We start from the raw sequence: 26801 nt of genomic DNA on the forward strand, positions 1-26801 counted from the left end.
GGGCCCTCCCGCGCTCTCGTGGCGTGCCGACCTGCCGACGGAGCGTAGGCGGAAGCAGATCGCGGGCGCAGCCGAACCCGGCATCCCGCCGGAACCGGACCCGCCCGATGATCTACACCAAGGTCATCGGCCGCCGACCGGCGTGAGTACCCCACTCCTCATTCACACCAGACCCGCGACCTGCGACTTCACGATGCACACCGCTCATTGGATATCGCGTGCTCTGCTCGTCAGCGACCCGAAGTTCGGCGTGGCCTCAGCCGTGTAGAAGCGCACGCGCGGAGGTGGCGCCGCCTCGCACAGTTGCGGCCGCCCCTTGGCCCCGCTCGATAACTACGACGGTGGCGATGTACCCATCCTCCACCGCGCAGCGCCCCACGAACCGCGTTCCCAACCGGAACGGCGGTGCTGCGCACCGGAGAACGGCCACGAAGCCCCCGGCTTCCCAGGACACCACGAGGTCGGCGAATTCCAGGACCTTTCCCGTCAGCGGATAGATCGCTTTATAGGTTGCCTCCTTCGCAGAGAACACCCACCGACTACGAAGTGCCCGCTCCTCAGCCGACAATCCCGTGAATCTTCGTGACTCCTCCGTGGCGAGGACCAGGGGCTCAAGACCGTCTGGAAGTGGCGTGCTTGGCTCGATATCGATCCCGATTCCCTCGACGTCGGTTGCTCGGGCGACCGTCACGGCTATTCGGTTTGGGCAGTGAGTGATCGATCCGACGATGCCAGCAGGCCAGGCCGGTGATCGATCGGCATGCGAAAGGATGGCGCCCGAAGCCAGTCCGAGTTCCCCGATCAAGCGATGCGCAAGCTGTCTGCCGGCGGCGAACTCCCGCTGACGATGGGGTACAGCGTCGGCGATCGCGCCCCGCTCCGCGGGAGCGAGCGCGGAGATGAGACCGTCGCGCGGGTCCATCTCCGCCACTAGGACGCAGGAGGGCAGCAGCGGCTCGAAGAGCGTCGACGTGGTCACGATTGTTCTGGTGCTCGCAGTTCGTCGGGGAGGTGGATAGCGGGCGGTACAAGGCTTGGTTCTCCTGCGGCGGCCGAGAAGGCGCAGGCAAGGTGGAGAGTAGGGACACCTACGGGGGTGACTTCGTGGAACCAGCCGGGCGGGACGTAAAGGGCCTCGCCGGCCGTGAGTTCACCTTCCCAGAACAGTCCAGCACGCACTCGTTGCAGTTCATCCGGTGTTCCTGTGGAATCGCCTCGGGCAGCTGCCTGGATTCCTTCCTTGTAGGCGGTGGATTCGGGTCCACGTACAGCAGGGCGTGTGGGGCGGTAGATCTTCCAGTGCTTGCGTCCTTGCAACTGGAGTACGAGGTTGTCGGTGTAGTCGTAGTGGAGTGCGAGTCCTTGAGAGTCGCCCCAGGCGGCGTACGCGTTAATGTAGACGGGGGCTGCGGGACGCGAGAGCGTGGCAGCCAGTTCGGCGAGTGGTGGGTGGGCTTCTTCGAGGGCTTCGACGCGGAGTGTGGCTCCGGCGAGGCGTTGTCGCAGTTCGGCTGACTCGGTTCGTCGTGGGGCGCGCCAAATGGATTCACCGTTCGTGAGTACACAGACGCGGCTCATGCCAGGGTCCGGGAGGGCCAAGTCCCTTTGGATTGTGGCGCTGCCAGGTCCTTCGAAGCACGAAGTGGCAAGGATGCGTTCGAGGTCGGCCCAGGTGAGGAGCTGCTCAAGCTCTGGGATCGAGGCCCGCACCGGCTCGTCCGCGGGGAAAGCAATTCCGGCCGGGAAGATGGCATCGAGAAGTGTCATGCCATCCTCCGCAGAATCGAGTCGACACAACTTGTCGCGTTGCGGCCGAAGAAATCGGTGTAACGCGTATCCACTGCATAGACACCTGGATGCGCGTCGGTGAACTCCTCCAGATGCGACGCTTTGCCGACGCTGTCCTCCACGACGATGTAGTCCCCTTCCTCCAGCCAGCCATGGACGTATTCGAGCACCTCACGAACGCCGACATGCGCGTCCTCCACGACTAGGCGCGGACCTTGCGCCAACGCTCCGGAAGGCAGGAGCCCCGCGAGGTCGCGCGCGTCCCCGGTGATGAAATCCACCGATGATCGTGCGGCTGAGACAGGGCAATGGTCGACCGACAAGGTCCGGCAGTCGAACCCGTAAAGCTCGGCGATGTCGGCCATCCACATGGCGCTCGCACCATTGCCGGAGCCCACCTCGAGGATGGTCGCGGGGCGGAGTTCCGCAAGCAGCATCGGGACCAGAGCGAAATCAAAGACGCTCTTGAAGAGGCCGCGCCCCCGCCATAGTGTCGGTCCGCCCGTTCCCTGGCTCATGATCAGAACGTCGTCCGGGATCTCGCTCCTGCGGTGTCGATCCAGGCCAGTCACGTCAACAGTCGCCCGCACTGCCCATGGGACGAAGCGCCCGTCTTCCCGCGCAACGATGTGTCGCTCCAGACGAGCCCGCCATTCCGGGTCAGTCTCCTCTGCCTGTCGGAGCACCCGTCTGTCGTAGTACGTCGGGATCCCCTGCTGCTCGCCGTCTATCCGGGCGCGCGTTCCGTGTAGTAGTTCGTCGATCGTCATTCTGACTCCGCTGCTTGATTGATGAGATGGACACCCCGGTCGAGGACGCGCCGACGCCACACCTCAGCAGTCGGAGCAAACGCGTGGGCGAGGCGGGTCCGTGCCCACACAGACTGGGGATCGTCGCGCTGCCCCCAGAACCACGCCCGGTTCTCCTGGTGGAGCGCCGCGACCACCTCAAGCGCGGAAACGGTGCCGAACTCGGCCCCACAGAGTGTGTAGGTACGGTCCGGCAGAAGGGTCTCGCACCAGGAGCCGAGCCCTCCCCGAACCCGGTAGTGCCGCACGGTGTCAAGCGCCGGTCGGGCATCCGGGCCGAACCGCTCCACCAGCGCGTCAGCTTCGGGCGTGCCCTGCCGCCGCGGCAGAAGGAGTTGCAGCTCACCGCTCGTACCCAGACCTGTATGGATGTCAAGGTGGAGCACCTCTCTCGCGCCCCTCGTCCACCGAGGCAGGCCCTCGCGGAGCTGCTCTTGGAGCGAGGCTGGACCGGCGCCGCCGTAGAACAGTCCTTGCGAGGTCTCGTACTGGCCGCCGCTGATGGCCTGGAAGAGCGCCTTTCGTCCCATCCGCGCCAACGCGAACAGGGCCTTCGGCAGCAGCGGATCCCAGCGGCTGGCTGGGCGGCGGGGAACGAGCCATGGAACGACGTCCGCCCAGCCCGGAGGTGCCCCCGAGAACGCCTCGTCCGCGAGCAGGAAGTTGCGGTTTAGATCGATGTTGTCTTCATCGACGCGGCGCTGCCACGCGAAGCCGAACGGGTTGAGTAGGTGGATCAGGACAACTCGTGTGGAGGAGTCGTGGGCCTGTTCGAGCCACGCCCGCTGAATCGCGGAGCCAGCCACTCCCTCGACACCGTGGAGGCCCGACGACACGATGACGCATCGCTCGGCCTGAGCAGGTCCGAGGAGGGCCACGTCGATGCTGAGCCTCTCCCCGGCAGGCCCTTGCCCTCCGTGCGGGATCCGTTCGATCTCGCCGTGCCGTTGCGCCAGCGTACGAAACGCGTCGCTCGCCTCTTCCCAGCCGTACAACCAGTTCACATGAGCTCCCGGAGTAGTACCGCAAGGTCGGTGCCGGGCTCGACACCGGCTTCCGCGAGAAGACGCCAGCTCTCCAGCCCGTCCAGTCGGCCCCCGCGCGGGCCGGCCGGATCGAGCGCCCCGTTGCTACGGGATGCTCGGAGGAGGTCGACGTACGGTGCCAGTGGATGCGCGGGATCGCGGGCGACTGCTACCTCCACGCGGCTCAGCCACTGATCCGGGGGTAGCGCCTCTAGGGCACCGTTCGCAGCTGCGAGTTGCCGGATCGTGGGCGCCACGTCCTCCTGCAGATGCCAGGTGCGAGGTGGCATTCCCACGGACGCGGCGATGGCGGCCGCGGCAACGCTCCGCCGAATCACGGGCAGGTCGACATCGACGTCCGGGAAGGCCCCGGTCGCACGGCATCCACGGACGAGCGCGCTGACATAGTCCTCCGTCTCTGAGCGGGGATCGAGCACGAGCGCGAGCCTGTGGATGTGGGCTTGGCCGCCGCGCGCGACGAACGACCGCACCAGTTCCTCCGAGGCCCATTTGCTTTGGGCATAGCCGCCCCGGACGGGGGGATTCGCCGGGAGCGGTGTCTGCTCGGGCAGCGATTCGCGGCCGTACTCGCTGAAGACGGAAAGGCTGGAGATGTAGTGGAGCACCGCGCCGTCAGCGCACAGGTCCAGGACCCGCCGGGTGCCCTCGACGTTCGTGGCCGCGAGCGTGGTGTAGTCCTTGACGAAGGACACGTCTGCGGCTGCGTGGACGACTGTGCCGAAATGCCTGTTCCCATTCTGACTGACCGAGTGGAGGTCTCCGGCGCAGGCGAAGACCCGGTCCGCATAGTGCTCGATGCCTCCCGCTTGCAGCAGTGCGGCGAGGCGGGCCTCGGCGTCGCCACGAAGCAGACAGTGGACCTCGTGCCCCCGCCGGACAAGCTCCGCGAGCAGCGCCGAACCCAGGTGACCGGTCGCGCCGGTGAGGAGCACCGGTCCCGGTCGAGGCTGGGTGGGAGTCCCCGACCAGACAGCGTCGGCTCGGACCCGTGATGTCAGCGGACGCCCTCCGAGGAGCGCGTGCAGTACCCGTCGCCGTGGGCCGAGCGCGAGTGCCGCGTCGAGTCGCGCCTCGTCGACCGCTCCTACTGGGCAGAGTGCGAGGTCGAACGACGCTGCCTCACCAGCGAGCAGCTGGCCTATGTATCCGGCCTCAAGCGTGGCGAGATGTTCGGCCCGGTCTCCGTAGAGGGGTTCGAGAGTGTCGAGATCCGCCACGAGTACCACCGCGAAGGCGGCGCCGCGGGCAAGTGTCTGGTTGGGGGGCACATCCGCGGTTGCGGGATCCCAGGGCGCGTCAGACACGCGCACGACTCGCCCGGCCTGGCCATCGAGGTACCAGCTGCCGTCAAGTCCGTCCGCTTTCCCATCCGCCACTTGGAGATATGCCTGCACCCCGTGCGCTCCACCGGCCGACGGGTGAAGACGATTTCCGTCTTGAGTGATGAGGAGCGACAGCAGCCGCTCGATCGCGTCCACGGCCAGCGGCTCGGAGGCGAATTCGCGATGGCTTCGTCGAGACCGCAACGGCTCAGGTGGTGCGGCTGGCGGCAGAGTTCGGGCCGGACCGTCGAGGTCACGTTTTCCTTGCCGTTCCTTCGCCTGGTTCCGGAGCTCCGGATCCAAAGTCGCTGTGGGTGCGGCGGGTTCGGCTGCCAGAAGGGCCGACAGGCCGCGTGGAGTGGGGTTCGCGAACACCTGGCGGACCGGGAGGCGTTGACCGAATCTCGCCTCGACGAGCGAGAGCATCCGGATGGCCAGCACGCTGTCGCCGCCGAGTGCGAAGAAGTCGTCGTCGAATCCGGCATCCGGTTGCTCTAGGACTTCGCGGAACAGGGTGAGCAACGCGTCCGAGGCGGGTGCGGCGGGGGCAGCCGGCGAGGTCTCCAGTGCAGCGCGGTCGATCTTGCCGTTCGCGGTGAGGGCGATGGCGTTCACGATGTGGATTTGCCGGGGTATGTGAGCCTCAGGCAGACGCTCCGTCAGATGGGAAAGGACGGCAGCCTCGTCGAGTGTTCCCACCACGTATGCGACGAGTTGCCGTTGCCCCGACGGTCCGTTCGGTGCTGTGACCACCGCCTGGCGCACGGCGGGGTGCTCGAGTGTGGCGGCTTCGATCTCGCCGAGTTCTATGCGGTGGCCTCGGACCTTGACCTGACCGTCCCGACGGCCAAGGAACTCGATGGTTCCGTTCGGTCGGAACCGCCCGAGGTCGCCTGTCGCGTAGAAACGCTCTCCTGTCCGCGGGTCGTTCCAGAAGGCGGCGGACGTGCGAGCGGGGTCCCCCCGGTAACCCTGCGCGACGCCACGGCCTGAGATGTGGATCTCGCCTGTCGCCCAGTCCGGGCGTGGGTTGCGGTGGGCGTCGAGCACGTGCATGCCCTGGTTTCGGAGTGGGCGCCCGTAGGGCACGCTCGGCCAGGCCGGGTCATGCCCCTCGATCTCATGCGCGATGGACCAGATTGAGCCCTCGGTGGCGCCGCCGAGGCTCACCACTCGGCACTCTGGGGCGACCGCGCGTAGCCGGTCCGCGAGTGTCACCGGGATCCAGTCCCCCGACAGCAATGCCAGCCGGAGCCCGGGCAGCGGCTGGCCGGTGGCCTCCAGGTGGTCGACGAGCATCTCCGCGAGGGCGGGAACGCTGTTCCATACGCTGACGCTATCGCTGGTTATCCGTTCCACCCAGCTGGCCGGGTCACGGGGAAACTCCGGGTGGATGACGGCGCCACCGGTCAGCCAGCTGCCGAACAGGTCGAAGATGGAGAGGTCGAAATGCAGGCCTGCCAGGCCCAGAACACGATCCCCGTTTAGCGCGAAGCGGTCGGCGATGTCCGCCAGGGTGTTCATGGCTGCGGCGTGAGAGATCTCGACGCCCTTGGGCCTGCCTGTTGAACCGGAGGTGAATAGAACGTACGCGAGGTCCTCCGGGCGGGCACGCATCGGCAGCGGCGTGATGGCTGCGGCCCGGTCATCGTCTGAGAGCGGGATGTGCCGTAGGGCCGCTCCCCAGCCGTCGGGCGCGACTGCCCGACGGGCCCCTGCGGTGTCGAGGACAGCATCGATCCGGCGCTGCGGCCAGGCGGGATCGATCGGCACGAATACTCCGCCCGCTGCGAGCACTCCGAGTGCTGCTGCGGCTTGTCGCCATCCGTGGTGCGACTCGACGGCCACCACGTCTCCGACGCGGAGCTCGTCGTCGAGCAGACGGTGTGCCACCGCACCCGCAGCGGCAGCGAGTTCGCGTCGGGTGACCTGCTGGCCCTCAGGGGTCATCAGAGCAAGCGCATCGGACGCAGGGTCCGCGAGGATCGTCTTGTGAAGCAGCGAGGGACCTGACTGGGTCCAGGAGGTGTTGCAGTATTCGCGCCGTGCCTCCTGCTGTTTGGCTGGGAGGCCGGGAGCTGTCGCCGACCACCCGCCGTGGGGAAGTCCCCGCAATGTGGCCTCGAAGCGTTCCATCATGGCCTCGACAACGCCTGGTCGGAACAGTCCTTCCACGAAGTCCCAAGTGCTGACCAGCGCGCCGTCCTCCTCGCGAACCTTGTGGTCGAGCCACACCTGCGAGGTCTGGGTCAGGGCGTACACCACCTCCCCCAGACTGCTGCTGGTCGGCGCCTGGAGTCCGAGCGTGCTGGTGAAGACGATGGGGAAGGAGTGTGGTCGGCCTAGGCGGCGCAGAGTGCGCACGCAGCGCACGGCGTCGAAGGCGTGACCGTCCAGTGCCTCCCACAATCGCCTCTGCACGGTGGTCGCGAAGCGCCCGAGGTCATCCGCGGGTTCCATTTCGACGAGCCGGGCGCTGGTGAAGTCGCCCACCACCCGATCCACGTCAGGGTGCAGCGGAGGCCTGTCGAAGAACGTGACGCCGAGGGCAAAGTTCGGGTCCTCGGCCCACGCCCCGAGCACCCACCCGAACACCGAGAGCAGCGTGCCGGCTGGAGTGAGGCCGTGGGCCGCGCCTGCGTCCCGCACTGCGCGCCACGTCGCTGCCTCGAGTCGCACCTCGCGGCGGCTGAAGCGCACGGAGTCGAGCTGTTCGGGATTGACGGCCAAGGGCAGCAAGGGACCGGCTGGGAAGGCCGGGGCACGGGAGGCGAACTCGGCATCGTCCTGCGTTCGGTCACGCTGAGTCAGGGCTAGCGCCAAGTCCCGATATGCCGGGCCTGCCGACGGCAGCGCGCGTCCTTCGATGAGCGCCGTCAACTCGCGGGTGAGGAGGTACACGCTGTGCGCGTCAGCGATGAGCGCCGGCATACTCACATGGACCCTGGAGCGGTCCGCCAACCGCGACACCCAGACGCGCACCAGTGGCCATCTCGCCGGGTCCGGACGGTGATGGGAACGTTCCTCGCGGCGGGACGCGAGTTCGGACTCGGGGGCACCACGGAGGTCCTCGACCACGATCGGGAACTCTCCCGGGTCGGCCAGGACCCGTTGGCGGCCGTCGGAGTCGAACACCGCGCGGAGCATGTCATGGCGTTGAACGAGCGTACGGAATGCCTTGGCCATCTGGTCGACCGGAATCGTGGTCTCGAACTCCACGTACCCCTGCGTTCCGACACTGCCCAGAGTCATGTCGTCGCGCCCGCCGACCCAGTACGCCTGTTGGAGTTCGGTGAGCGGGAAGGGTTCCTCTGCCGCCGTGGGGTCCGCGACAAGCACGGCGGCGTCCTGGCGGGTGGGCTCGGCGTCCCGTAGCGCCACCTCGAGCGCCGCGACGGAAGAGTTGTCGAAGAGAGTGCGCAGCGGTACGTGCACTTGTAGCCGGTCCTCGATCCGCCGGCACAGGGTGATCGCCAGGAGTGAGTGACCGCCCAAGGCGAAGAAGTCGGCGTCAGCGCCTGGTATAGGCACGCCCAGTACCTCCTCCCACACAGCGGCTAGTTCAGCCTGTGCCGGGTGGGCGATGGCCGCCTCCGGGAGCGCGGACCACTCGATCGCGCCGAGTTCCTTCCTGTCGAGCTTCCCGTTCGTGGTGAGCGGCAGGCTCGGCACGGTGATCCATCGTGACGGCAACAGGAAAGCCGGGAGAGTACGGGCGAGTTCGGCCGCCCATTCTTCGGCCTGCCGGGTTGCGGCCTGGGAAGCACGCTGGCATTGGGCAGTGGGCACAAGCCAGGCCTCGATGAGGTCACGGTCGAGGCGTGAGGCGCCCGCGCTGACGCCCGTGAGCGACGACAGGTGTGCGTCGATCTCGGCGAGTTGCACACGATGCCCCCGAACCTTGACCTGGTCGTCCAGACGCCCCAGATAGTCGAAGCACCCGTCGGGCAGCAGTCGAGCGCGGTCTCCCGTTTGGTATCCCTCGGCGGTGAACGCAGGATCGTCGGGGGTGCCGAGGTAGCCATGGGCCAGCCCAGCGCCGGTGAGGACCAGTTCGCCGATCTCACCGATCTCAGCGCAGGCCCCGTCGGAGATCCTGCGGATCCAGGCCCCGGTCCCCGTGATGGGGCGGCCGATAGTGGGCTCTGTCGGCGCGGTGTACTCCTCGAAGAAGGCGTTCGACGTGCTTTCTGTCGGGCCGTAGAGGTTGCACACTCGCCCTACCTGCTTCAGGAGGGCCGCGAGCAGGTCAGCGGGAAGGGCTTCGCCGCCGAGATTCACCGTGCGCACGGTACTCGGGAGGGACCCGGCGCTCAGCACGGTGCGCAGCGCGGAGGGAACGGTGTAGATGAGATGGACGGGCGCGGGAGGGGGTGCTTCGACGAGTGCCGCCAGATCACGGACCACCACCACGGAGCCCGGCCCAGCCAAAGGCACATACAGTCCGAATACAGACATGTCGAAGCGGATCGATGCCGTCAGCAGGGCACCTGTGAGTTCATCCTCGGAGAACGCGGTACGCGCCCACCCGATGAGTGCGCGCACGCTGTCGTGCCCAACGGCGACCGGTTTGGGCATGCCTGTGGAGCCTGACGTGAAGATGATGTAGGCGAGCTTCTTTCCGGAGGGCTCCTCGTACCACTCGGGGCCAGTCTGCATCGGGGATAGCCGGGGCACTTCCAGGTCTACGTCGGCTATCGCAAGTTCCACCTCGGCCAGTTGCAATTCGAGGCGACGTCGGGACGCAGGATTGCGTGCGTCGAGCGGGACTACGGTGCAGTCGGCGAGCAGCACGCCGTAGACCGCCACGAGACTGGCACAGCCGGGCTCTACCTGTACGCCGATGCGGGTCCCGGCTGGGACGCGCGCCCGGATCGCCCCGGCGAGCCGCCGCGCCGCCTTGAGGAGCTCGGACCTGGTGAGGCTCCCGTCATGCCCCACGACGGCGGTGTCCGACGGGTGCTGCCCGGCGTGCTCCACGAACGCGGCCAGCAGATGAGGGCCGAGCGAGCGCACCGCCGGCTCAGGTTCGACGCGTGCGGGGGCCTGTGCCGCAAGACCCGTGAGGTTGTGCAGACTCTCCCTCACAGCAGTCGCAAGCCGCACCACTTCTTCCGCCGTGAACAAGCCCTCGTCGAGGTCGAGTTGCAGCTCAATACGGTCGCGGCGCTCGGTCGCGATGAGTGTGAGCGGGAAGCGTGCTTGGCCACCCTCAAGTTCGAGGCGCGTCCACCGGACGGGTTCCTCGGAGGCCACATCGGGCAGGTTCTGGTAGAGCAGGGCCGCGTCGATGAGCGGATCTGCGCCTGCTCGGTGCTCGGTGGCGTGCCGGGCCACAAGGCGGGCGTAGGGCACCTCGTGGTGCGCGAGTGCTGCACGCACCTGGTCTCGGACCTTGCTGAGGACACCGTCCGCGGGAAGGCGCACCCGGAATGGGAGCAGGTTCACCAGGGGGCCGACGACGCCTTCCAGTTCGGGTCGGTCGCGGTTCGCGTGGTGGAGTCCAACGAGGAAGTCATCGCTGCCAGTTACTCGGGCGACAGCCTGTGCGAAGGCTGTCAGTACAACTTCGAAGGGCGTCGTCCCGGAGGTCTGGCAGGTAGCGCGCAGCGCAGGCTCGACGGCCTGGCCGAGCGGAATCGAGTGGACAGCGCGGCGCCCGTCAGGGACACCGCTGCCGAGCCGCAGCCGCGGGGGCAGGTCAGCCAGGGCGTCGTCCCACCAGCGTTCCTGCGTTTCGAGGTCCCCCCGCTGTACACGCTTCTCCATCCATGCCGACCAGTCCCCAAGCTGGAGTGGCCGATCGCTGGGAACCCCGTCGAACAACTCGCGGGCAAGGGTGACAGTGGAGCTTCCGTCGGCGATCGCGTGGTGGCACGCGAGAAGCAATACATGGTGGGTTGGGTCCACGGCGAACAGCACCGCACGCAGCAGAGGAGCCTTCCGCAGGTCGAGACCCTCGTCGAGCACCTCACGGGCCTGGCGAAGGGCTTCAGCCTCGCTCGTGACCGGCCGTATCTCAAGGTCAGCGGTGCGGTTTTCCCACACGACCTGGACGACCCGCCCGTCCTGTTCTTCAAGGGATGTGCGCAGCGCCTCGTGCCGTGCACACAGTCCGGCGAGCCGGGACTTCAGCAATGCCGTGTCGAGCGCGCCTTCCAGCCGGACGAGTGTGGGGATCATCCATGTGCCCGACGCATCGGTGAGGTTGTCGAGCACCCAGAGCTGGGCCTGAAGCGGTGCCGCGGGCAGTATGGCTACCCGTGCCGCCTGTCGACGCACGGTCGTCTCGGCGAGCTCCCCGAGCAGCTCCACCCCTTCGAGCACACGCTCAGTGGGCGCACCGAAGTCGATCAAGCACGCTACCTCGTCGGCTCCGGCTGCGCGCAGCTCAAGAAGCCGATCACGGCACCGATCCAGCCCACCGACGAGACCACCGCCCTCGATCATCTGCTCGGCCGACCGGAGGGCAAGCGCGCGGGCGTCCGATTCCGACGGCCGCAGCGCCTGGTCCGCGCCACGAGCGTGAGCCTGCTGCAGGACGAGGTTACTCAGGGCGTACTCGGCGTAGGCCTCCACGGCCGCCGCACGTGTTTCGGCCTCGTCCTTGCCGACGAGCGCGTGGGTCATCACCGTGACCCGCCCGCCCGGTTGGGTACCACGGGCGCGTCGATACCGGGCGACCCGCTCGGAGAGTTCCTCCATGGACTTGTAGTTGAGATTTGTGAGGACGTTGAATCCGCTGTGTCCCGCGAGCTCGAATGTCTCAGGCGCCTGCGAGGTCAACCACAGCGGCAGCTGCGCTTGGACCGGGCGCGGCCAGGTCCGTACGGCGGCGCTCTCCCCCTCGGCGTCCGAGAACTCGACGGCCTCGCCCTCCCAAAGTCTGCGCAGGAGTTCGATCTGCTCAAGCAACCGGGCTTTGCGGTCGCCGTACCTGCCGCGGGCCAGCACGAAGTCACGGCGGTGCCAGCCGGAGGCGATGGCCAGGTCCACCCGGCCTCCCGAGAGTTGGTCTACGGCGGCCCACTCTTCGGCAACACGAACCGGGGTATGGAGGGGCAGGACCACGCTCCCTGCCCTGAGCCGGAGGTTCTTTGTTCGACCAGCGAGGTACGAGGCGATGACTGACGGGTTCGGGTAGGGACCGCCGAAGTCATCGAAATGGCGCTCGGGTGTCCAGACGGCCTCCAGCCCGAGTTCGTCCGCGCGGAGCGACGCGTCAAGGAGGAGTTGGTAGCTCTGTGCGGGATCGTCGCCTCGGCCGGAGAAGAAGAACAGGCTGAGCGACGGCAGCCCGCCGTCGGAACGGGCGGCTGGCGCGGAGGCACCGCGCGCCTGCCAGTGCCGCTTGGCGCGGGGGACAGAAGCCACGGGCTCGCTGCGGGGCGTCGTAGTGAGGGCTGTGACCAGTGCGCGTGGGGTGGGGTGATCGAAGAGCACCTGGAGCGGCACACGGCGGGACAGCCGCTTCTCGAGGCGGCCGGCCACCCGCAACGCGTCCAGTGAGTTCGCGCCGAAGTCGAACAGGCTGCGGTCGGGGACCACGGCCTTGCCGACGACCTCTGCGAAGGTTTCCAGAACGGTCTTGAGTACTGGATCGGACAGGTCGTCGAAGCCCGGTATGGCGAGAGATTGGGCCGGGTCTCTCACGCTTGCCCGCAGAGTCGCGCGATCGACCTTTCCGTTCGCGAGGAGCGGCAGATGTTCGAGTATTTCAAGGCGGCTTGGAACGAACGCTGGTGGGAGCCGGGTGGCAAGGGCGCCGAGCAGCGCGTCGGCGTCGAGCCCTGTGGGGCTCACCCAGGCGTGGAGGCGGACGTCGGTGCCTTCCCTTGCAGTAAGGACTTCCGCGGCAACCACGCCAGGTTGGTCGGCGAGCACGGCGCGGACCTCTGCGGGTTCGACCCTGACACCTCCGATTTGCACCTGGTCGTCCGCACGTCCAACGATGTCTATACATCCGGAGGGCCGACGTCGGCCGAGATCGCCTGTGCGGTAGAACCAGCGGCCTTCGTCCTCCCCGAAACGTGTGTCGATGCCGGAGTCCCCGTGGTAGCCGCGGGCGACGGCGTTGCTGGCGAGCACGATTTCGCCCTGTGACCACGGCCCGTCGGCCCGCTCCCCGTCGTCGTCGCATAGCCACACGTCGGTCTCTGCGACCGGTAGACCGATTGGGACGCTGGGAAGTCGACCGCCTCGCTCCGCGAACCACTGCAGTCCCGTCGTGCTCTCGCTGGGCCCGAAGCCGTTTATGAGCACACAGCCCGTGGGCGCGGTCTTCGTGAAGAGTTCAAGGTCTGATGGAAGCGCGGCTTCCCCGCCTAGGACTACGGCTCGTAGTTGGCTGGGCAGACCCTCGGAGGCGAGGAGACGGAACAGGCTGGGGGTGGTGTGCAAGACCGTAGCCTGAGAGAGGACATCATCGCGCAGAGTCTGCAGCCCATGGCGTTTGGGGGAACCGATCAGGAGCGTCGCCCCGACGATCGAGGTGGCGTAGATATCCATCACCGCCGCGTCGAAAGCGAACGAAGCGGTCATGCAAAGCCGGTCAGAGGGCTCGAGCCCGATGGAGGCCGCAAACCGAAGAGCGTGCGCGTAGACCCCTTCGTGGGTCTGCACTACAGCCTTCGGGGTGCCGGTGGTGCCGGAGGTATACAGCAGATAGGCCGTGGTATCGGGCGCCGGCAGCGGGGGCAGCGCGTTCGCCGGCGGTGCCTCGTCCTGGACCGACCGGGCACCTGCGTGCACCACACGGTCCACATGGCGCGGATCGGAACGTTCGAGCGGTACGTATGTCCGCCCCGCCCGCAGGCATCCGAGCATCTGTGCGATGGTCCGCGCCTGGGTGTCCGCGACGAGTGCGACCGGGCCGGGAGGTGTCCCGTGAGCCGCGAACGCGAAACGTTCGGCCTCGGCCAGGATCCGGTCCGGGGTCCAACGTTCGTCACCGTCGATCACGGTGGGGCCTGCTGCCAGGACAGCCTCCACGAGGCTGTTGGCACGTGGCAGGAATTGCGGGAACCGATTGCGCAGGCGCTCTTGTTCGCGGCGTTCGCGGCGTCCGAGGAGTTCGGCAACGTCCTCGTCCATCCCCTCTGCCAGCGCGTGAAGCCACCCCGCCAACCGCTCTCCGAGTCCGTTCAGCGCGGAGGCGGTAAGCCCCCCGGGCGGCGCCGCCAGCCGTAGTTCGATGTCATCAGTTGGAACGATCGCGACCACGAGCGGAACGTCCGCCTGCTCGTGGACCTCGATGGATCTCACCTTGAGTGGGGAGTCGCTGATTACCGCCTGGTCCAGGGGATAGTTCTCAACCACGAGTACGGAGTCTGGCGAAGACAGGCCCGCTGCGCGTGACACCTCGTCGAGCGGCGACCAGCCGTGCCGACGGTCCAGGATCAGGTCCTCCTGGACACGCTTGAGCAGCGCGTGAACGGTCTCCCCCGGCTCGAACCGGACGCGTGTGGCGATGGTATTGACGAGCATGCCGACCATCTCGTCGACTCCGTGCAGCTCGGCGGGGCGACCCGAGAACAGCGAGGTGAACGTGACGTCCTGGGCGCCGCCCGGCTCCGCGAGGCATGCGGCCCAAGCCGCCGTAGCCAGGGTTCCGAGAGTGATTGCGCGGGATTGACAGGCCGCGTGGATCCGTTCCGCTGCCGCGGTGCCCAGGGTGACCTGGCATTCGCCGCCCGTCCCGCCGGATTCTCCGTTGACCGGCGTGGCGACAGTTCCGGCCAATCTCGCCTGCCAGTACTCGCGAGCGGGAGCGGGGTCGACGGCGCGCAGCCATCTAACGAAGTTGCGAAACGGCGCAGTCGGCGGCAGAGTGCTGTTGGTCCCGTCGCGGGCCGCACGGTAGCCGAGATCGATCTCCACCAACACCCTGCCAAGGCTCCAGCCGTCAAGCAGGAGATGGTGAAAGGTCCAGATGAGTACGGCGGAGTCGGGCAGCAGGACAAGCACGAGCCGGAACAGCGGCGGACGTCCGAGATCGAAGCCCTGGGCGCGCTCCGCCTGGGCAATCGCGTCGATGTCCACCTCCGGCTGGTCGCGCCAGTCCTCCACGTGCCAAGGCAACTCGCACTCGCGGTAGACCACTTGCTGAGGCTCGGAGAGTCCAGCGTGGTGGAAGGAGCTCCTCAGCGCCGGGTGGCGGGTACAGAGGTCGAGCCATGCCTGGCGCAAGGCGGCAGGATCCGGGGAGGCGCCGAGCTCGATACGCAACTGCTCGACGTAGGCGCTGGTCTCCGGTTCGAGTACCGCCCGGACCAGCATGGCCTGCTGCAGAGGCGTGAGGCCATGAACGTCTTCGACCTTAGTCATCTGTGGACTCCAGATCAGCAAGTAGCGCACGGAGCTCGTCATCGGGGAGCCCGCTTTGCGGGAAGTCGACCGCGCTGGCTGCGGTAATTCCTGGTGCTTCGAGGAATTCATCCAGAGCGGTTTCGAGAGCCTTCAACCACTCACTGGCGTCGTCGCGGTGGTTCAACTCAGCCTGAAGCGTGCCTGCGATGGTGTAGAGGGTGACGCGCCGCTCGTTGGCACGAGGGAAGCCAGGGTCGCGCAGCTGGAGCTCGGGGTCTCGGACGAGTTCGAACCGGGACGACGCTTCGTCGCCTAGGACCCCGAGTGGATTGATGACCAGGGCTGCCGAATGGCCGGTACGGGCGTAGGCCGCGGCCAGTGCTAGTCCTCCTTCAAGCAGGTCACGCAGGTGCGTCTTCACTTGGACCAGAACGTCCGTGGGCGAACCTGCTTCAAGTGCTAGGGGTATCAGTGCTGTGAGCCAGCCGACCGTACGGCCGAGATCGAGCGCGCCGAGCATTCGCCCGTGGCGCTCCACTTCGACGTCCCAGCGATTGGTGACACTGCCGTTGGCCCACGCGGCGGCGGCGACGAGCATTTCTTCCTCGGTGCATCGGAGCCTGTCAAGCGCGGCCCGCAGACGCTCGGTTCCGGGGACCAGGGCCTGCTTGGTGACACGCGTGTCCCGCTCGGTGCCGGTTGCCGCCGCCGAGGGAATTGGGGGGACCGTTGCCGGGACGGGAAGTTCGGCAACTGCGCGGCACCACGTCGAGTAGGCGGTGGACTCAGGTGCTAGCGCAGGCTCGCGGTCGGACTCGAAGGCGTCGAGGGCTTCCTCAATATCGCCGACGATCACCCGCCAGGACTGTGCGTCTACGACAGTGTGGTGCGCACACAGGAGGAGATGGCCAGGTAGCACGGTTGCGCGGAACAGCGCGCCGGCGGCGTCGAAGCCCCGACACGCCGTTTCGATCTCGTCCCCGTGTTCCAGCACATGGCCACCACGGCCGCCGTCTAGTGTCGCGCCGAGTGTGGGGTGCGACTCGACGACCGCGGCGAGCGCCTTGTCAAGTGCCTCCGTGTCGAGAGGACGGAGTAGCCGCAACAGCACGCCTTGGTTGAAGTGGGTAGGCAGCCCGCGGGACTCTAGCCAGGTACGCATCGGCGCTGGTGGCGTGGGTCCTTCGGCCACAGGCGAGGGCATGGCGGGTGGGCTCAGGTGGGTACACAGGGACTCGAATGTCGCTTCCTGCGCGATCGCGGCCGCCGGAAGCCGCCACCCTGTCCGCGAGACCTGGGCGCAAACCCGCAGCCAGGTGACCGAGTCGCCGCCGGCGGCAAAGAAGTTCGCGGTCGGCCCAGCCGGTGGGGCGCCGAGCACTTCGGCCCATGCCTGGGCGAGCACATGCGAGTCGGCCGGGGTGAGCGACGGCGGCGACAGCGGCGGTGCCGCGGGGATGCGGGTCTCGAGCGCGGCGCGATCGACTTTGCCGTTCGCCGACAGTGGCAGCGCGTCCACTAGTGCCCAGGCGTGCGGGACCATGTGATCAGGGAGCTTTTCGGACAGGTCACGGCGTAGCGCCTCCTCGGACACGCCGTCTGTGCACGGTACGACAAAGCCCACCAGCCGCCGGTCTCCCTGCGGGTCGCCGGTAACGATGACCGCCGCGCGTTCGACACCGGGCAGGGCCTCCAGTGTGTGCTCGATCTCTCCTAGCTCGACTCGGTAGCCTCGGATCTTCACCTGGGTGTCGGCCCTGCCGAGGATCTCGATATTGCCGTCGGGAAGCCATCGACCAAGGTCCCCGGTGTCATACAACCGCTCACCCTCGCGGTCCATGAATCGTTCAGCGGTACGTGCCGTGTCTCGCCAGTACCCGTCCGCGAGGCCGCGTCCGCCGATGAACAGCCGACCCGTCACGTGGACTGGACAGGGGCGCAGTCGGTCGTCGAGCACCTCGACCGTCTGGTTCGCGAGAGGACGTCCGTAGGGGATGCTCTTCCAGCCCTCATCGACCTCTCGGATCCGGTAGGCGATCGACCATATCGATGCCTCGGTGGCACCGCCGAGGGACCACACCGTTGCTTCTGGAGCGATGGCGCGTAGGCGCTTGGGCAGCGGCAACGGGATCCAGTCCCCGGAGAGCATGAATGTCCGCAGCTCGGGCACTGGGAGGTCGGGGTCGGCCTCCAGAGCATCGGCAAGCATCTGTGCGAGTGCCGGTACGGAGTTCCAGACCCGCACCTCGTGGGTGTGGGCCGCACTTGCCCAGGCCGCCGGGTCGTTGCGGTCGGCGGGGTAAACCACGGCGGCGCCCACCCGCCAGGTTCCGAACAGGTCCCACACTGATAGGTCGAACGCGAGGTGAGAGAGCGCCAGGGCGCGGTCCGTGGAGTCGAAGGCCATCCGCTGGCCGATGTCGACCAGCGTGTTAACCGCCGCCTCGTGGCGGATCACGACTCCCTTCGGCCGTCCTGTAGACCCGGAGGTGTAGATGACGTAGGCCGTGTCATGCGCCCGTGGCAGACGACGTCGGCGTGCAGTGGAGAGGTGTTCGAGGTCGATCCCATCGGGCCATGAGCCGCCCACCTGTAGCACGCACGCGGGAGCCGCCTCGGCAAGGATGCGCTGGATGCGCTCCGCGGGCTGAGATGCCTCAACCGGTACGTACGCCGCGCCCGCGAGAAGGACGCCTAGTGCGGCGACGGCTTGTCGCCATCCGTGCGGCACGACGATCGCCACCAGCCCGCCGCGCGGCACCTGTTTGTCGAGAACAACGGCGGCGACCGCCTCCGCCTCCTCTACGAGCTGCGCAAAGCTGAGTATGCGGTCCCCGTCGATGACGGCGGGGGCATCGGGTGTGCGCGCGAGCGCGGTAAGCACCCCGTCAACAAGCGTCTCGGAGACAACCGGCGCATCGGTGGCATTGGTTCGGTCCTGGAGGAGACGCTGTGTCTCAGGCAGGAGGTCGGGCGCGGATTCCTCCCATGGTTCCTCCACCAAGGCGCGAAGGACGCCGCACCACGCTTCAAAGAGCGCGTCGAGTACGCCTGGCTCGAACATCTCCTCGACAGCGTCCCAGTTGTAGTGCAGTTCGCCCCGGTGCTCGTAGACCTGCAGATCGAGCCATACTTGAGGTGTCTGGGAGATTCCGTGTACCAGCTCACCGAGCCACGACCAGTCGAACTCGCGCCCGAGGTCAGGGGTCGTGAGTGCGCTGGTGAATACGACGGGTAGCCCGACGGCGTCGAGTCGGCCATTTCGCCGCGCCAACTCACGGGTGAGATGTACCCCCGACACCGAACCGTGCGCCAACTCCTGCCAGAGCCGTGCCTGAACATCGCGCGCGTGGCCGTGGAAGTTGTCCCACCGGGCGTTCATAGTGTGCGGGAGTACAGATGTGAAGTCACCCAGGAGATGCCCCACGTCGGGGTGGATCGGCAGCCGGCGGAAGACGGTGACGTTCAGTGCCAGCCTGTCCTCGGCGCTCCATCGCGCGAGCACCCAGCCGAAGGCGGCGAGCAGCGCGGCGGAAGGGGTGACACCTGAGGTACCCGCGTGGCGCTGGAAGACTGACCATTCCTCGGCGTCCAATCGCCCGTGACGCCGCGTGAAACCGGCGCCCGTGCGCTGCGCGAGCGGGAGCCGGGGGGCCGTGGGTAGGTTGTCGAGTTCGGCACGCCACCAATCCAGGTCGGCGTCCTTCGGCGCTCCCTCGACGCTCAGCACGTAGTCACGAAAGGTGAGTCCGAGCGGGGCTAGTTCGCGTGAGGGCTCGTCGTAGAGCTCCCTGAGCTCGTCGATGAGAAGCACTCGTGACCACGCGTCGCACACCCAGGCGTCGAGCCCGACGTGCAGCCGGACCTCCTGCGGCAGGATGCTCGCTCGGACCTCGATGAGCGGCCACTCTTCGAGCGGGCGGACCCGGTGTCCCATCTCACGCCGCCATGCGCGCACCCTGGCCTCCGGATCGGGATCGTCGCGCAGGTCCTGGGCGACGATCTGGAACGGCGGTGCCTGACGAAGCACGTGCTGACGGCCGTCCTCGGTCGCCAAGGTGCGCAGAGACGGATGCCGTTCCACGAGGAGCTGGAACGCACGTTCCAGGCGGGGCAGATCCAGGTCGGGGGCGCAGCGCAGCTCCCGGTACGTCTGGGCTGCGGCGCCGCCGAGCTCCAGGAAGTCTTGGCGCCCGACCCAGTACGCCTCTTGTACCGGGGTCATGGGGAACGGCTCGTACGCGTCGTCCGGAGCGTGGACCAGCGCCGGCACCGCCACACTGGACTCGTCCGCAGATGAGAGCCGTCGGCTCGCCAGCTCTCGTGGCGTCCTGGATTGGAGAATCTCCGTCAGGGGCACGTTGCGTCCGAGCGCACGCTTGAGCGTGGCGGCGAGCTCGAGGGCTTTGAGTGAATGTCCGCCGTGGAGGAAAAAGTCCGCGTTCATGTCCAGCTCTGGCTGGCCGAGCGTAGTGCGCCACGCTTCGAGGACGGCGGTCTCCAGAGCGTCCTTCGGAGGTTCAGCGGTTACCGACACCTCGTCCGCGAGCGCGGGAAGAGCGCGGAGGTCCACCTTGCCGTTCGGGTGGACGGGAAGCGTGGCGCAGGCCATCGCGCGCTCGGGTATAAGGGCGGCGGGGAGGCGGTCGGCGAGCTCTTCGCGCAACGAACTCCATGGCCGGTCGGCGACGAACCATGCGACGAGGCAGTGGTCGGCGTCGGTTGAGGACTCTGCGCGGACCGCGGCCTGGCTTACCCCAGGGAGGCCGGACAGCAGGTCGGCCACCTCGGCGGGATCCACGGCCACGCCGTGCACCTTCACTTGGCGGTCGCCTCGCCCGAGTATCTCGATCACTCCATCGAGGCGCATCCGGCCGAGATCACCGGATCGGTAGGCCGTCTGGTTGCTTCCCAGCGGATCGGGTACGAAGCGTTCCGCCTGTGCGGCGGGCTCGTTGGCGTATCCATTAGTGGCGAATGGTGTTCTGATGACGATCTCGCCTGGTTCACCCAGCCCGCACGGGACACCTGCCCCGTTGAGGAGGGTGATCGCCGTCTGCGGGAGGGGGCGTCCGATCGGCTGCACCCCCGGCTCCGGGGCCTCCGGAACGCGGAAGAAGATCTTGGTCTGGGTAGTCTCCGACGGGCCGTAGAAGTTCAGCACTTCGTAATCACCCGGGAAGTGTTCGCGGAAGCGGGTGACGAGGGTGTCGCTCAGCGGTTCGCCGGCGAAGAAGACGTTGCGCAGGGCGGGCAACGGAGTCTGTGCCGTCGTTGCTAGCCAGCTGCGTGCCAGCGTCGGTACGAGGTGGAGCCGGGTCACCCCCTGCGCCGCGAGGAGGGGCACCACGTTGTCACCGCCCAAGTCGGCGGGGTCGTCGAGCAGGTGGAGGACACCACCCGCGGTCAACGGCAGCCATATGTCGCGAAGGGCCATGTCGAAGGCGAGGTTGGTCAGAAGGACGAATCGATCCTCACCGCCGACTTCGAACTCCTGCCGCTGCCAGCCGAGAAAGTGTGCGATACCCCGGTGTGTACCGACGATCGCCTTTGGGGTGCTGGTTGAACCGGTGCTGAAGACGATGTATGCGGGCGCTCCGGGGCTGACTGGGACCAGATAGCCCACGTCGACCCCGATCTCGACGATCGTGCCGAGTTCGGTGTCGCGCGGATGGTGGCCTTCCGCTCTCACCACCACCCGGGCCTCCGCCTCACGCACCATCAGCGTGAGTCGGCCGGGTGGGAGCCGACGATCCAGATGGAGCACGACTCCGCCCGCGACCATCGTGCCAAGCGCGGCCGCGACGGTGTCGAAGCTGGCACTGCCGAGCACCCCGACGACATCGCCGGGGCGTACACCAGCGGTTTGCAGTGTGCCCGCCACCTGCAGGGCACGGGCGTGGAGCTGGCCGTAGGTCCAGGCCGTCTGACCGCTCCGGATGGCCAGCCTGTCCGGATCAATGGCCATGACGGTGTCGGGGACGGATGACACGTCCGGGATCGGCAGTGGGTCCCGCGAGAGCGGCAGGCGACGATCGGCCCGGGCGGTACGCAATGACCAGGCAAGACAGGGAGACTGAGGTGCCCGCGTGAGCTCGCCGAGGGCGAGCTCCAACTGGTCGGCGAACTCCTCTGCGGCTTCGTCGTCCATGAACGAGCGTTGCCGGAGCAGCACGAGGCGCAGGCCCTCGTCCTCGATAGCCGTGATCGTGAGGGGCACCTTGGCCTCCTCCGGGCATTGCTCGACGGAGGTCTCACGGACCGTGAGGCCGCCGACCCGCGAGGGCACCTCGAGGTGGTCGAATACGACGTCAACCTGTGCGGCGGAGCGCGGCAGCCCGAGGCGGGCCTGTAGCGACTCGAGCGGAACGGAGGCACGCTCTCGCAGGTCCTGGAGCTCCTGTGTGATCTGCCGCACCAGTTCGGCGCCTGTGGTCTCGTCCTCCAGCCGCGCGAGGGCTCGCTGGACGGAGACGAGGCAGCCCACAGTGCGCGTCCACGGGGGCGTCCGGTTCGCGAAGGGCACGCCGACAGACACCTCGTGCTGTCCGCTTTGGCGCCCCAGGACGACGGCCACCGCAGCGAGCACGAGGGCGGCCACCGTGGTGTCGAGTTCCTGTGCGCGCCGCTTGAGCGCGTCCGCGTCGGTGATGCATCGCGTAGTGAGCCCTGCTCCGGTCGCTCCGGGGTCTCCCCATGGCAGTTCCACGCTGGCGTGCAGCGGCCGCGCCCGCCAGAAGGCGAGGTCGTCGGCGTCGTCACCTGCGTCCAGCGCCTTCCGTTGCTCTGTCGCCCAGGCCAAGGCCGAAGGAGGGGGCGGCGGCAGTGGGCGGCCGGCCAGGAGGGCGTCCAGTTCCTCAATCAGGACGCGCACCGACCAACCGTCGACTACACGGTGATCCCACGCCAGCTCGACATGTTCGTTCCCACGCCTCACCGTGAACGGCCGACCCTCCTCAAGGTCGGGGCGTCCTTCCGCGATGACCCATGGCACTCGGCGTTGGCGGCCGTGAGCGTCAGGGCCGAGAGTGGCGAGTCCGGGGTGCCGGTGAACGAGCGTGGTGATCGCGGCCTCGACGTCGGCGCCTGGGGGCACGCCGAGGGTGATTGAGACCGGCGGCAGTCCGGACGGGGACATCTGCGCGAGCAGCCAGAGGCCTTCTTGTTGGAGCGAGAGCGGGGCCTCGTCCGGATCGGGACCGGCTATCGCCGCGCGTGGTGCTCGCACGATGGCCTCAGCCTGGCCTTTGAGCGTGCCTGCAGCGAGCAGTTCGACCGGGGACACATGGACGCCCATCCGTTCGGAGATCCGCGCTGACAGCTCGACGGCCAGGACGCTCGCGCCGCCTGTCGCGAAGAAGCTCGCGTCCGTGGATTCGACACGGACGCCGAGGAGGTCGTGCCACAACTCTGCCAGCGTTGTCTCTTCCACGCTCGCAGGTGCCGGTCCGCTACGAGCGATCCACCGATGGGCTGCGGGAAGGTCTCGGGCCTCCCATGCCTCCCGGCACGCTCCCCGCTGGAGCTTTCCGCTCGTAGTTCGCGGCAGCGCCCGCCCCCGAAGGATGACCAACTCGTCGGGCTCGAAGGCGAGGGCCAGTCGGAACGCCCTTCGCACCTGCTCGACGATATCGTGTGCAGTGCCGCGCGCTTCGAGCGCGAGCACGAGCCGCTCGGGTTCTCCGGCTGTGGAGAACGCGCACGCAGCGATGACTCCGTCCACCTCGTGTGCGATCGCTTCGAGGTCGTGCGGGTGGTGGTTCTCGCCGCGGAGGATCACGAGATCCTTCAAGCGTCCCCGGATGTAGAGCTCGCCGTCGTGGAGGATCCCGAGATCGCCAGTGCGCAACCAGTTGTCCCGGCCATCATCCGTGCGCAGATTGAAGTTCTCGTTCCCCACCTGCCCGTGGTATCCGCTCGCGACGCTCGGCCCGCGGACCCAAATCTCCCCAGTGCCCTCGACTGGAGAACCGTCGTGGTCCACGATCACGACCTCCTCCACTGGGTGACCACAACTCACGCCGAGTTCAGTCACCCGGGGTGGTGCGCCGACCGGGGATGAGGAAACGAGCAGAGTCGATTCTGCAAGGCCGTAGCAGGGGGTGAATGCCTCGGTCCGGAAGCCGAGGTCGGCGAAGGCGCGGGGAAAGCGTTCAAGGGTTCGGGCTGAGATCGGTTCCGAGCCGGTGAAGGCTACTCGCCACCGGCTGAGGTCTATGCCTTCGAGCCGTTCTGGGTCCACCCTGTCGGCGCACCAGGCGTAGCCGAAGTCGGGGCCTCCGCTTGTGGTGACGCCGAAGTCGGAGATCGCTCGAAGCCACGCGTCCGGGTGGCGCACAAAATGCTCGGGGGCCATCAAGACGGTATGCAGGCCCATGCGCAGGGGATGGAGGAGAGTGCCAACCAGGCCCATGTCGTGAAACAGGGGGAGCCACCCGGCGACCACATCGGTCTCGTGCTGGTCGAAGGCCCGCTGTATGACGGTGAGGTTCGCGTCGATATTCGCGGTGCGGACACAGACACCCTTCGGGTCAGATGTCGAGCCGGAGGTGTACTGCAGCACCGCGAGGTCCGCGGGCTCAACACGCAAGTCGGGTTCTCGCTCCAGGTCCGGGAGTACCGCGCCGGGGATCGAGTTCCGACTGAAAGAGAGCGTGGTTCCAGCATCCTTGGCGATCTGCTGTAGGCGAGCTCCAGTACGCGTCCCGGGATTGGCCGGGGCCGGAACCGCGACGCGACCGGCGAGGAGCACTCCGACGAGCGCCACAACGAGTTCCTCGCTCGTCGGCAGCGCCACAAGGACCCGATCACCCGGGGATGTCGCCGCACGAACCTGGCTGGCCACGCTGCCCGCACGGCGGAAGAGCTCGCCGCGGGCGAGGGTCTGTGGCTCGGAATCAGGGACGATGAAGGTGACGGCAGGCGCATCGGGACAGTTCTCAGCGTGAGCCCGGGCCTGGTTCAGAAACGTCACGAAAGCCTCCAGAGGCATGTGCTTAAGACCTGGTCCGCGACGGCCGGGTCCTCCAGAACCGCCATGTGTGCTCCGGGATGACGGAACAGTCGCGTTGTGCCATGTGTGTGGCTGGCCCAACGGTGGAGCCCAGCATCATCGAGGTCGTCATCAGTACCGGCGAAGACGAACAAGGGGACGTCGAGCGGAACGCCCGTTTGCGTCGGGAAGCTGTCAACCAGCGCAAGATCACCCCGGAGCGCAGGCAGGAAGATCGAAAGGAACTCCGGCTCGTTCAGGATCTCTGGGGGGACGGCGCCCCAGCGCCGGTTCACTGCCTTCGCCAGCTCGCGATCGGGCAGACGCAGGAGATCGTCGTGCGATCGAGTCCTACTCGGGGCGGTCTCTCCCGAGACCACGAGCGCGCGGACCATACCGGGGAGTGCGGTGCACACGCCGTAAGCGAGGAGCGCGCCCAGGCTGTGTCCGAACACCACGAGCGGTAGCGGCGGCAGCGCACGAAGCGCCCCGGCCAACGCGGCGACCGCTTCTGTTGCCGACGTCAGCGGGGACTCACCGAGCCGGGTCTCGCGTCCGGGCAGTCGTGCCACGCGTAGCTCGACATCGCCAGGCAGACGCGATTGCCAGCCGAACCAGGCCGCTGTGCCGCTGCCCGCGTGAGGTAGCACCAGAAGTCGCCTGGCTGGACTCGCAGTCGTCGTTGGCGCGGCCGGCAACCAAACATCCGGGGTCACCCTGCCTCCCGTTGGCGGGTCACTAGATCAAGCGGCCACGTTGTGCGCTCCCGAGTCGTGCGGAGCACGTCTTCGGCTACAAGGCGCCACGCCTCGGCACGCGGGACACCGGCCACCGCGAGACGTTCCTTCATGCGGTCGGCCTCGAAGGCGATAACCTCGGGTGGCAGTCGCAGGGCGCCAGAGTCGAGAATGCGCACGGCGCCAGTGAGGTCCCGCGCGGTGATCACCCGCCCGGCATTGAACTTGCTCGGGGAGAACGGCACGTCCAGGTATCCGCGGGCGAAGGCTTGCTCGACACAGGCGCCCACGTCCCCCGGGCGGAGGGAGAGCACGGTCTGCAGGAGCGAACGGACCGACGCCTCGATGCGTTGCGCCTCTGCCTCGTCCCAGAGGTACGAAGAACTGTCGGCTTGGGCCAGTCCTTGGCCAGCCAGGGCCAGTCCTCGCGCGTTGTCGCTGACATCGGGGATACGCGTCGCCTCGCAAGGCGTCTTCACGACTACCCGGTCTGCCCCGGCTAATGCTGCCGTGTGGGCGGATGCCTGGATCAATGCCTCGGCGTCATCTGGGTGTGTCGGGAAGGCGCCCATGTACTGGTGAAATACCGTGGCGACGCGCACATCGCCCCCGGCTCCGAGCAGTTCCCGGCCCAACGACCCCATGACGCGAACAGCGGCCACGTCCTGAGCACGGCAACCCTGTTCGGCGTAAGCCAGCGACACCGAACGGACACCGGACTCGACCGCGAGCAGCCCCTCCAACAGGTTTGTGGTGATAGCCACACACGGTGGGACGAGGGTGGCAGTCAGCGTGCCGAAGAACTCGCGGTCGAGGATGACACCGAGCTCAGCGTATCGGCCTGTGAGCCGGTCGACATACCTCCACCGGTCGATCGACACTGCGAGCGGGAGTTCCGCGTAGTAGGGGATGTTGTAGCAGATCGCCCCACCCTCGAAGGCGGTCACTCCGCCGGCATAACTCAGTTCGGCCAGCAGCCGTGGATCCCGGGCGCTGTGGCGCGTCTGCAGAGGCACAGGACATTCCGCGCTGATCTGCCTAAGAATTTCGACGCCGTGATTCACAACTGGGAATCCGTTCAACTGCCCTTGGTTGGACAGAACATGCTCCGCCTCCGTGTAGCGTCCGTCCCGGGTCAGCGAGTCGACTTGGAAAGACAGCACGTCGGCCCCGGCGGCATGGAGATGCGCGAAGAGACGCTGCTGATCCCCGCGTCCACGCACGCCGGAACGAGGATGGAGCAAGACGCGAGGAGAGCTTTCATGCAGTTCCGCAAGCGATGGTCGGCCTGCGAGCACGCAAGCGTTATCCTCGATGTCCCGCGCGGCTTCGCCGGTCGGCCATTGGGCGAGAACCGCGTCCCTGCCCTCAACGATCGGCTCCGAGCGGCGGCTCGGCGGAGCCACGTTGCCTGCTCGACGGGGAGTGCGGCTGGCGAGGTCTTCGCGTAGCGCGGCGACAACTTCGTCCACCTCAACGAAGGTGCTGTAGACACGGGTGAAGCCGAGGGCAAGGAGTTTCTCGGTATCTCCGGTGAGAGTCGGATGTCCGCCCAGATACCACACACAGTTTCCTGGAAGAGCAGGCACCTCGTGCAGGTAATGCTCTGCGTGGCCATCCATGTTTGAAACGAGCACCGCATCGCAGTCGTTTGCTACGGCAGCGAACCGTTCAAAGTCATTCTGGATCCCGAGGTCGAGGATCTCAAATCCCCTTGCGACCAAGGCGCGTTTGAGCACGAACAGCCCGACAGAATGTGAATCGGCGCCGAGCCCCCCGATTGCAAGCGTCGCGCTCAC

At 67.4% G+C, this 26801-nt stretch carries 8 protein-coding genes; all 8 read right to left on the minus strand.

Annotated elements, in window-relative coordinates:
- Nucleotides 1–256: 256 nt before the first annotated feature.
- The 8 genes from JHN63_RS22290 to JHN63_RS22325 are packed head-to-tail and all read right to left on the minus strand — an operon-like array spanning nucleotide 257 to nucleotide 26801.
- Entirely contained in the window at nucleotides 257–979 is a 723-nt protein-coding gene (locus JHN63_RS22290) for a 4'-phosphopantetheinyl transferase superfamily protein (RefSeq protein ID WP_200682915.1), read from the minus strand.
- The gene (locus JHN63_RS22295; RefSeq protein WP_200682925.1) at nucleotides 976–1767 is read right to left on the minus strand and encodes a JmjC domain-containing protein; all 792 of its coding nucleotides are present in this window, start codon (nucleotides 1765–1767) and stop codon (nucleotides 976–978) included. Before JHN63_RS22295 ends, JHN63_RS22290 begins: the two co-directional genes overlap by 4 nt.
- On the minus strand, nucleotides 1764–2558 hold the full coding sequence (locus JHN63_RS22300) for a CmcI family methyltransferase (protein WP_200682927.1): 795 nt from the start codon (nucleotides 2556–2558) through the stop codon (nucleotides 1764–1766). Before JHN63_RS22300 ends, JHN63_RS22295 begins: the two co-directional genes overlap by 4 nt.
- Entirely contained in the window at nucleotides 2555–3601 is a 1047-nt protein-coding gene (locus JHN63_RS22305) for a M14 family metallopeptidase (protein ID WP_200682944.1), read from the minus strand. Before JHN63_RS22305 ends, JHN63_RS22300 begins: the two co-directional genes overlap by 4 nt.
- Entirely contained in the window at nucleotides 3598–15291 is an 11694-nt protein-coding gene (locus tag JHN63_RS22310; RefSeq protein ID WP_200682949.1) for a non-ribosomal peptide synthetase, read from the minus strand. Before JHN63_RS22310 ends, JHN63_RS22305 begins: the two co-directional genes overlap by 4 nt.
- On the minus strand, nucleotides 15284–24247 hold the full coding sequence (locus tag JHN63_RS22315) for a non-ribosomal peptide synthetase (RefSeq protein WP_200682957.1): 8964 nt from the start codon (nucleotides 24245–24247) through the stop codon (nucleotides 15284–15286). Before JHN63_RS22315 ends, JHN63_RS22310 begins: the two co-directional genes overlap by 8 nt.
- On the minus strand, nucleotides 24244–24981 hold the full coding sequence (locus JHN63_RS22320; RefSeq protein ID WP_307781955.1) for an alpha/beta fold hydrolase: 738 nt from the start codon (nucleotides 24979–24981) through the stop codon (nucleotides 24244–24246). Before JHN63_RS22320 ends, JHN63_RS22315 begins: the two co-directional genes overlap by 4 nt.
- Nucleotides 24978–26801, minus strand: coding sequence for a hypothetical protein (locus JHN63_RS22325; protein WP_200682961.1), 1824 nt, complete (start codon nucleotides 26799–26801; stop codon nucleotides 24978–24980). The genes JHN63_RS22320 and JHN63_RS22325 overlap by 4 nt, the downstream gene beginning before the upstream one ends.

Source organism: Streptomyces sp. MBT65 (assembly GCF_016612545.1).
GTDB lineage: Bacteria > Actinomycetota > Actinomycetes > Streptomycetales > Streptomycetaceae > Streptomyces.

Bases quoted from the DNA above. Each gene is read 5' to 3' on its own strand.
- JHN63_RS22295 (WP_200682925.1), bottom strand. From the start codon at position 1,767: ATGACACTTCTCGATGCCATCTTCCCGGCCGGAATTGCTTTCCCCGCG.
- JHN63_RS22300 (WP_200682927.1), bottom strand. From the start codon at position 2,558: ATGACGATCGACGAACTACTACACGGAACGCGCGCCCGGATAGACGGC.
- JHN63_RS22310 (WP_200682949.1), bottom strand. From the start codon at position 15,291: ATGACTAAGGTCGAAGACGTTCATGGCCTCACGCCTCTGCAGCAGGCC.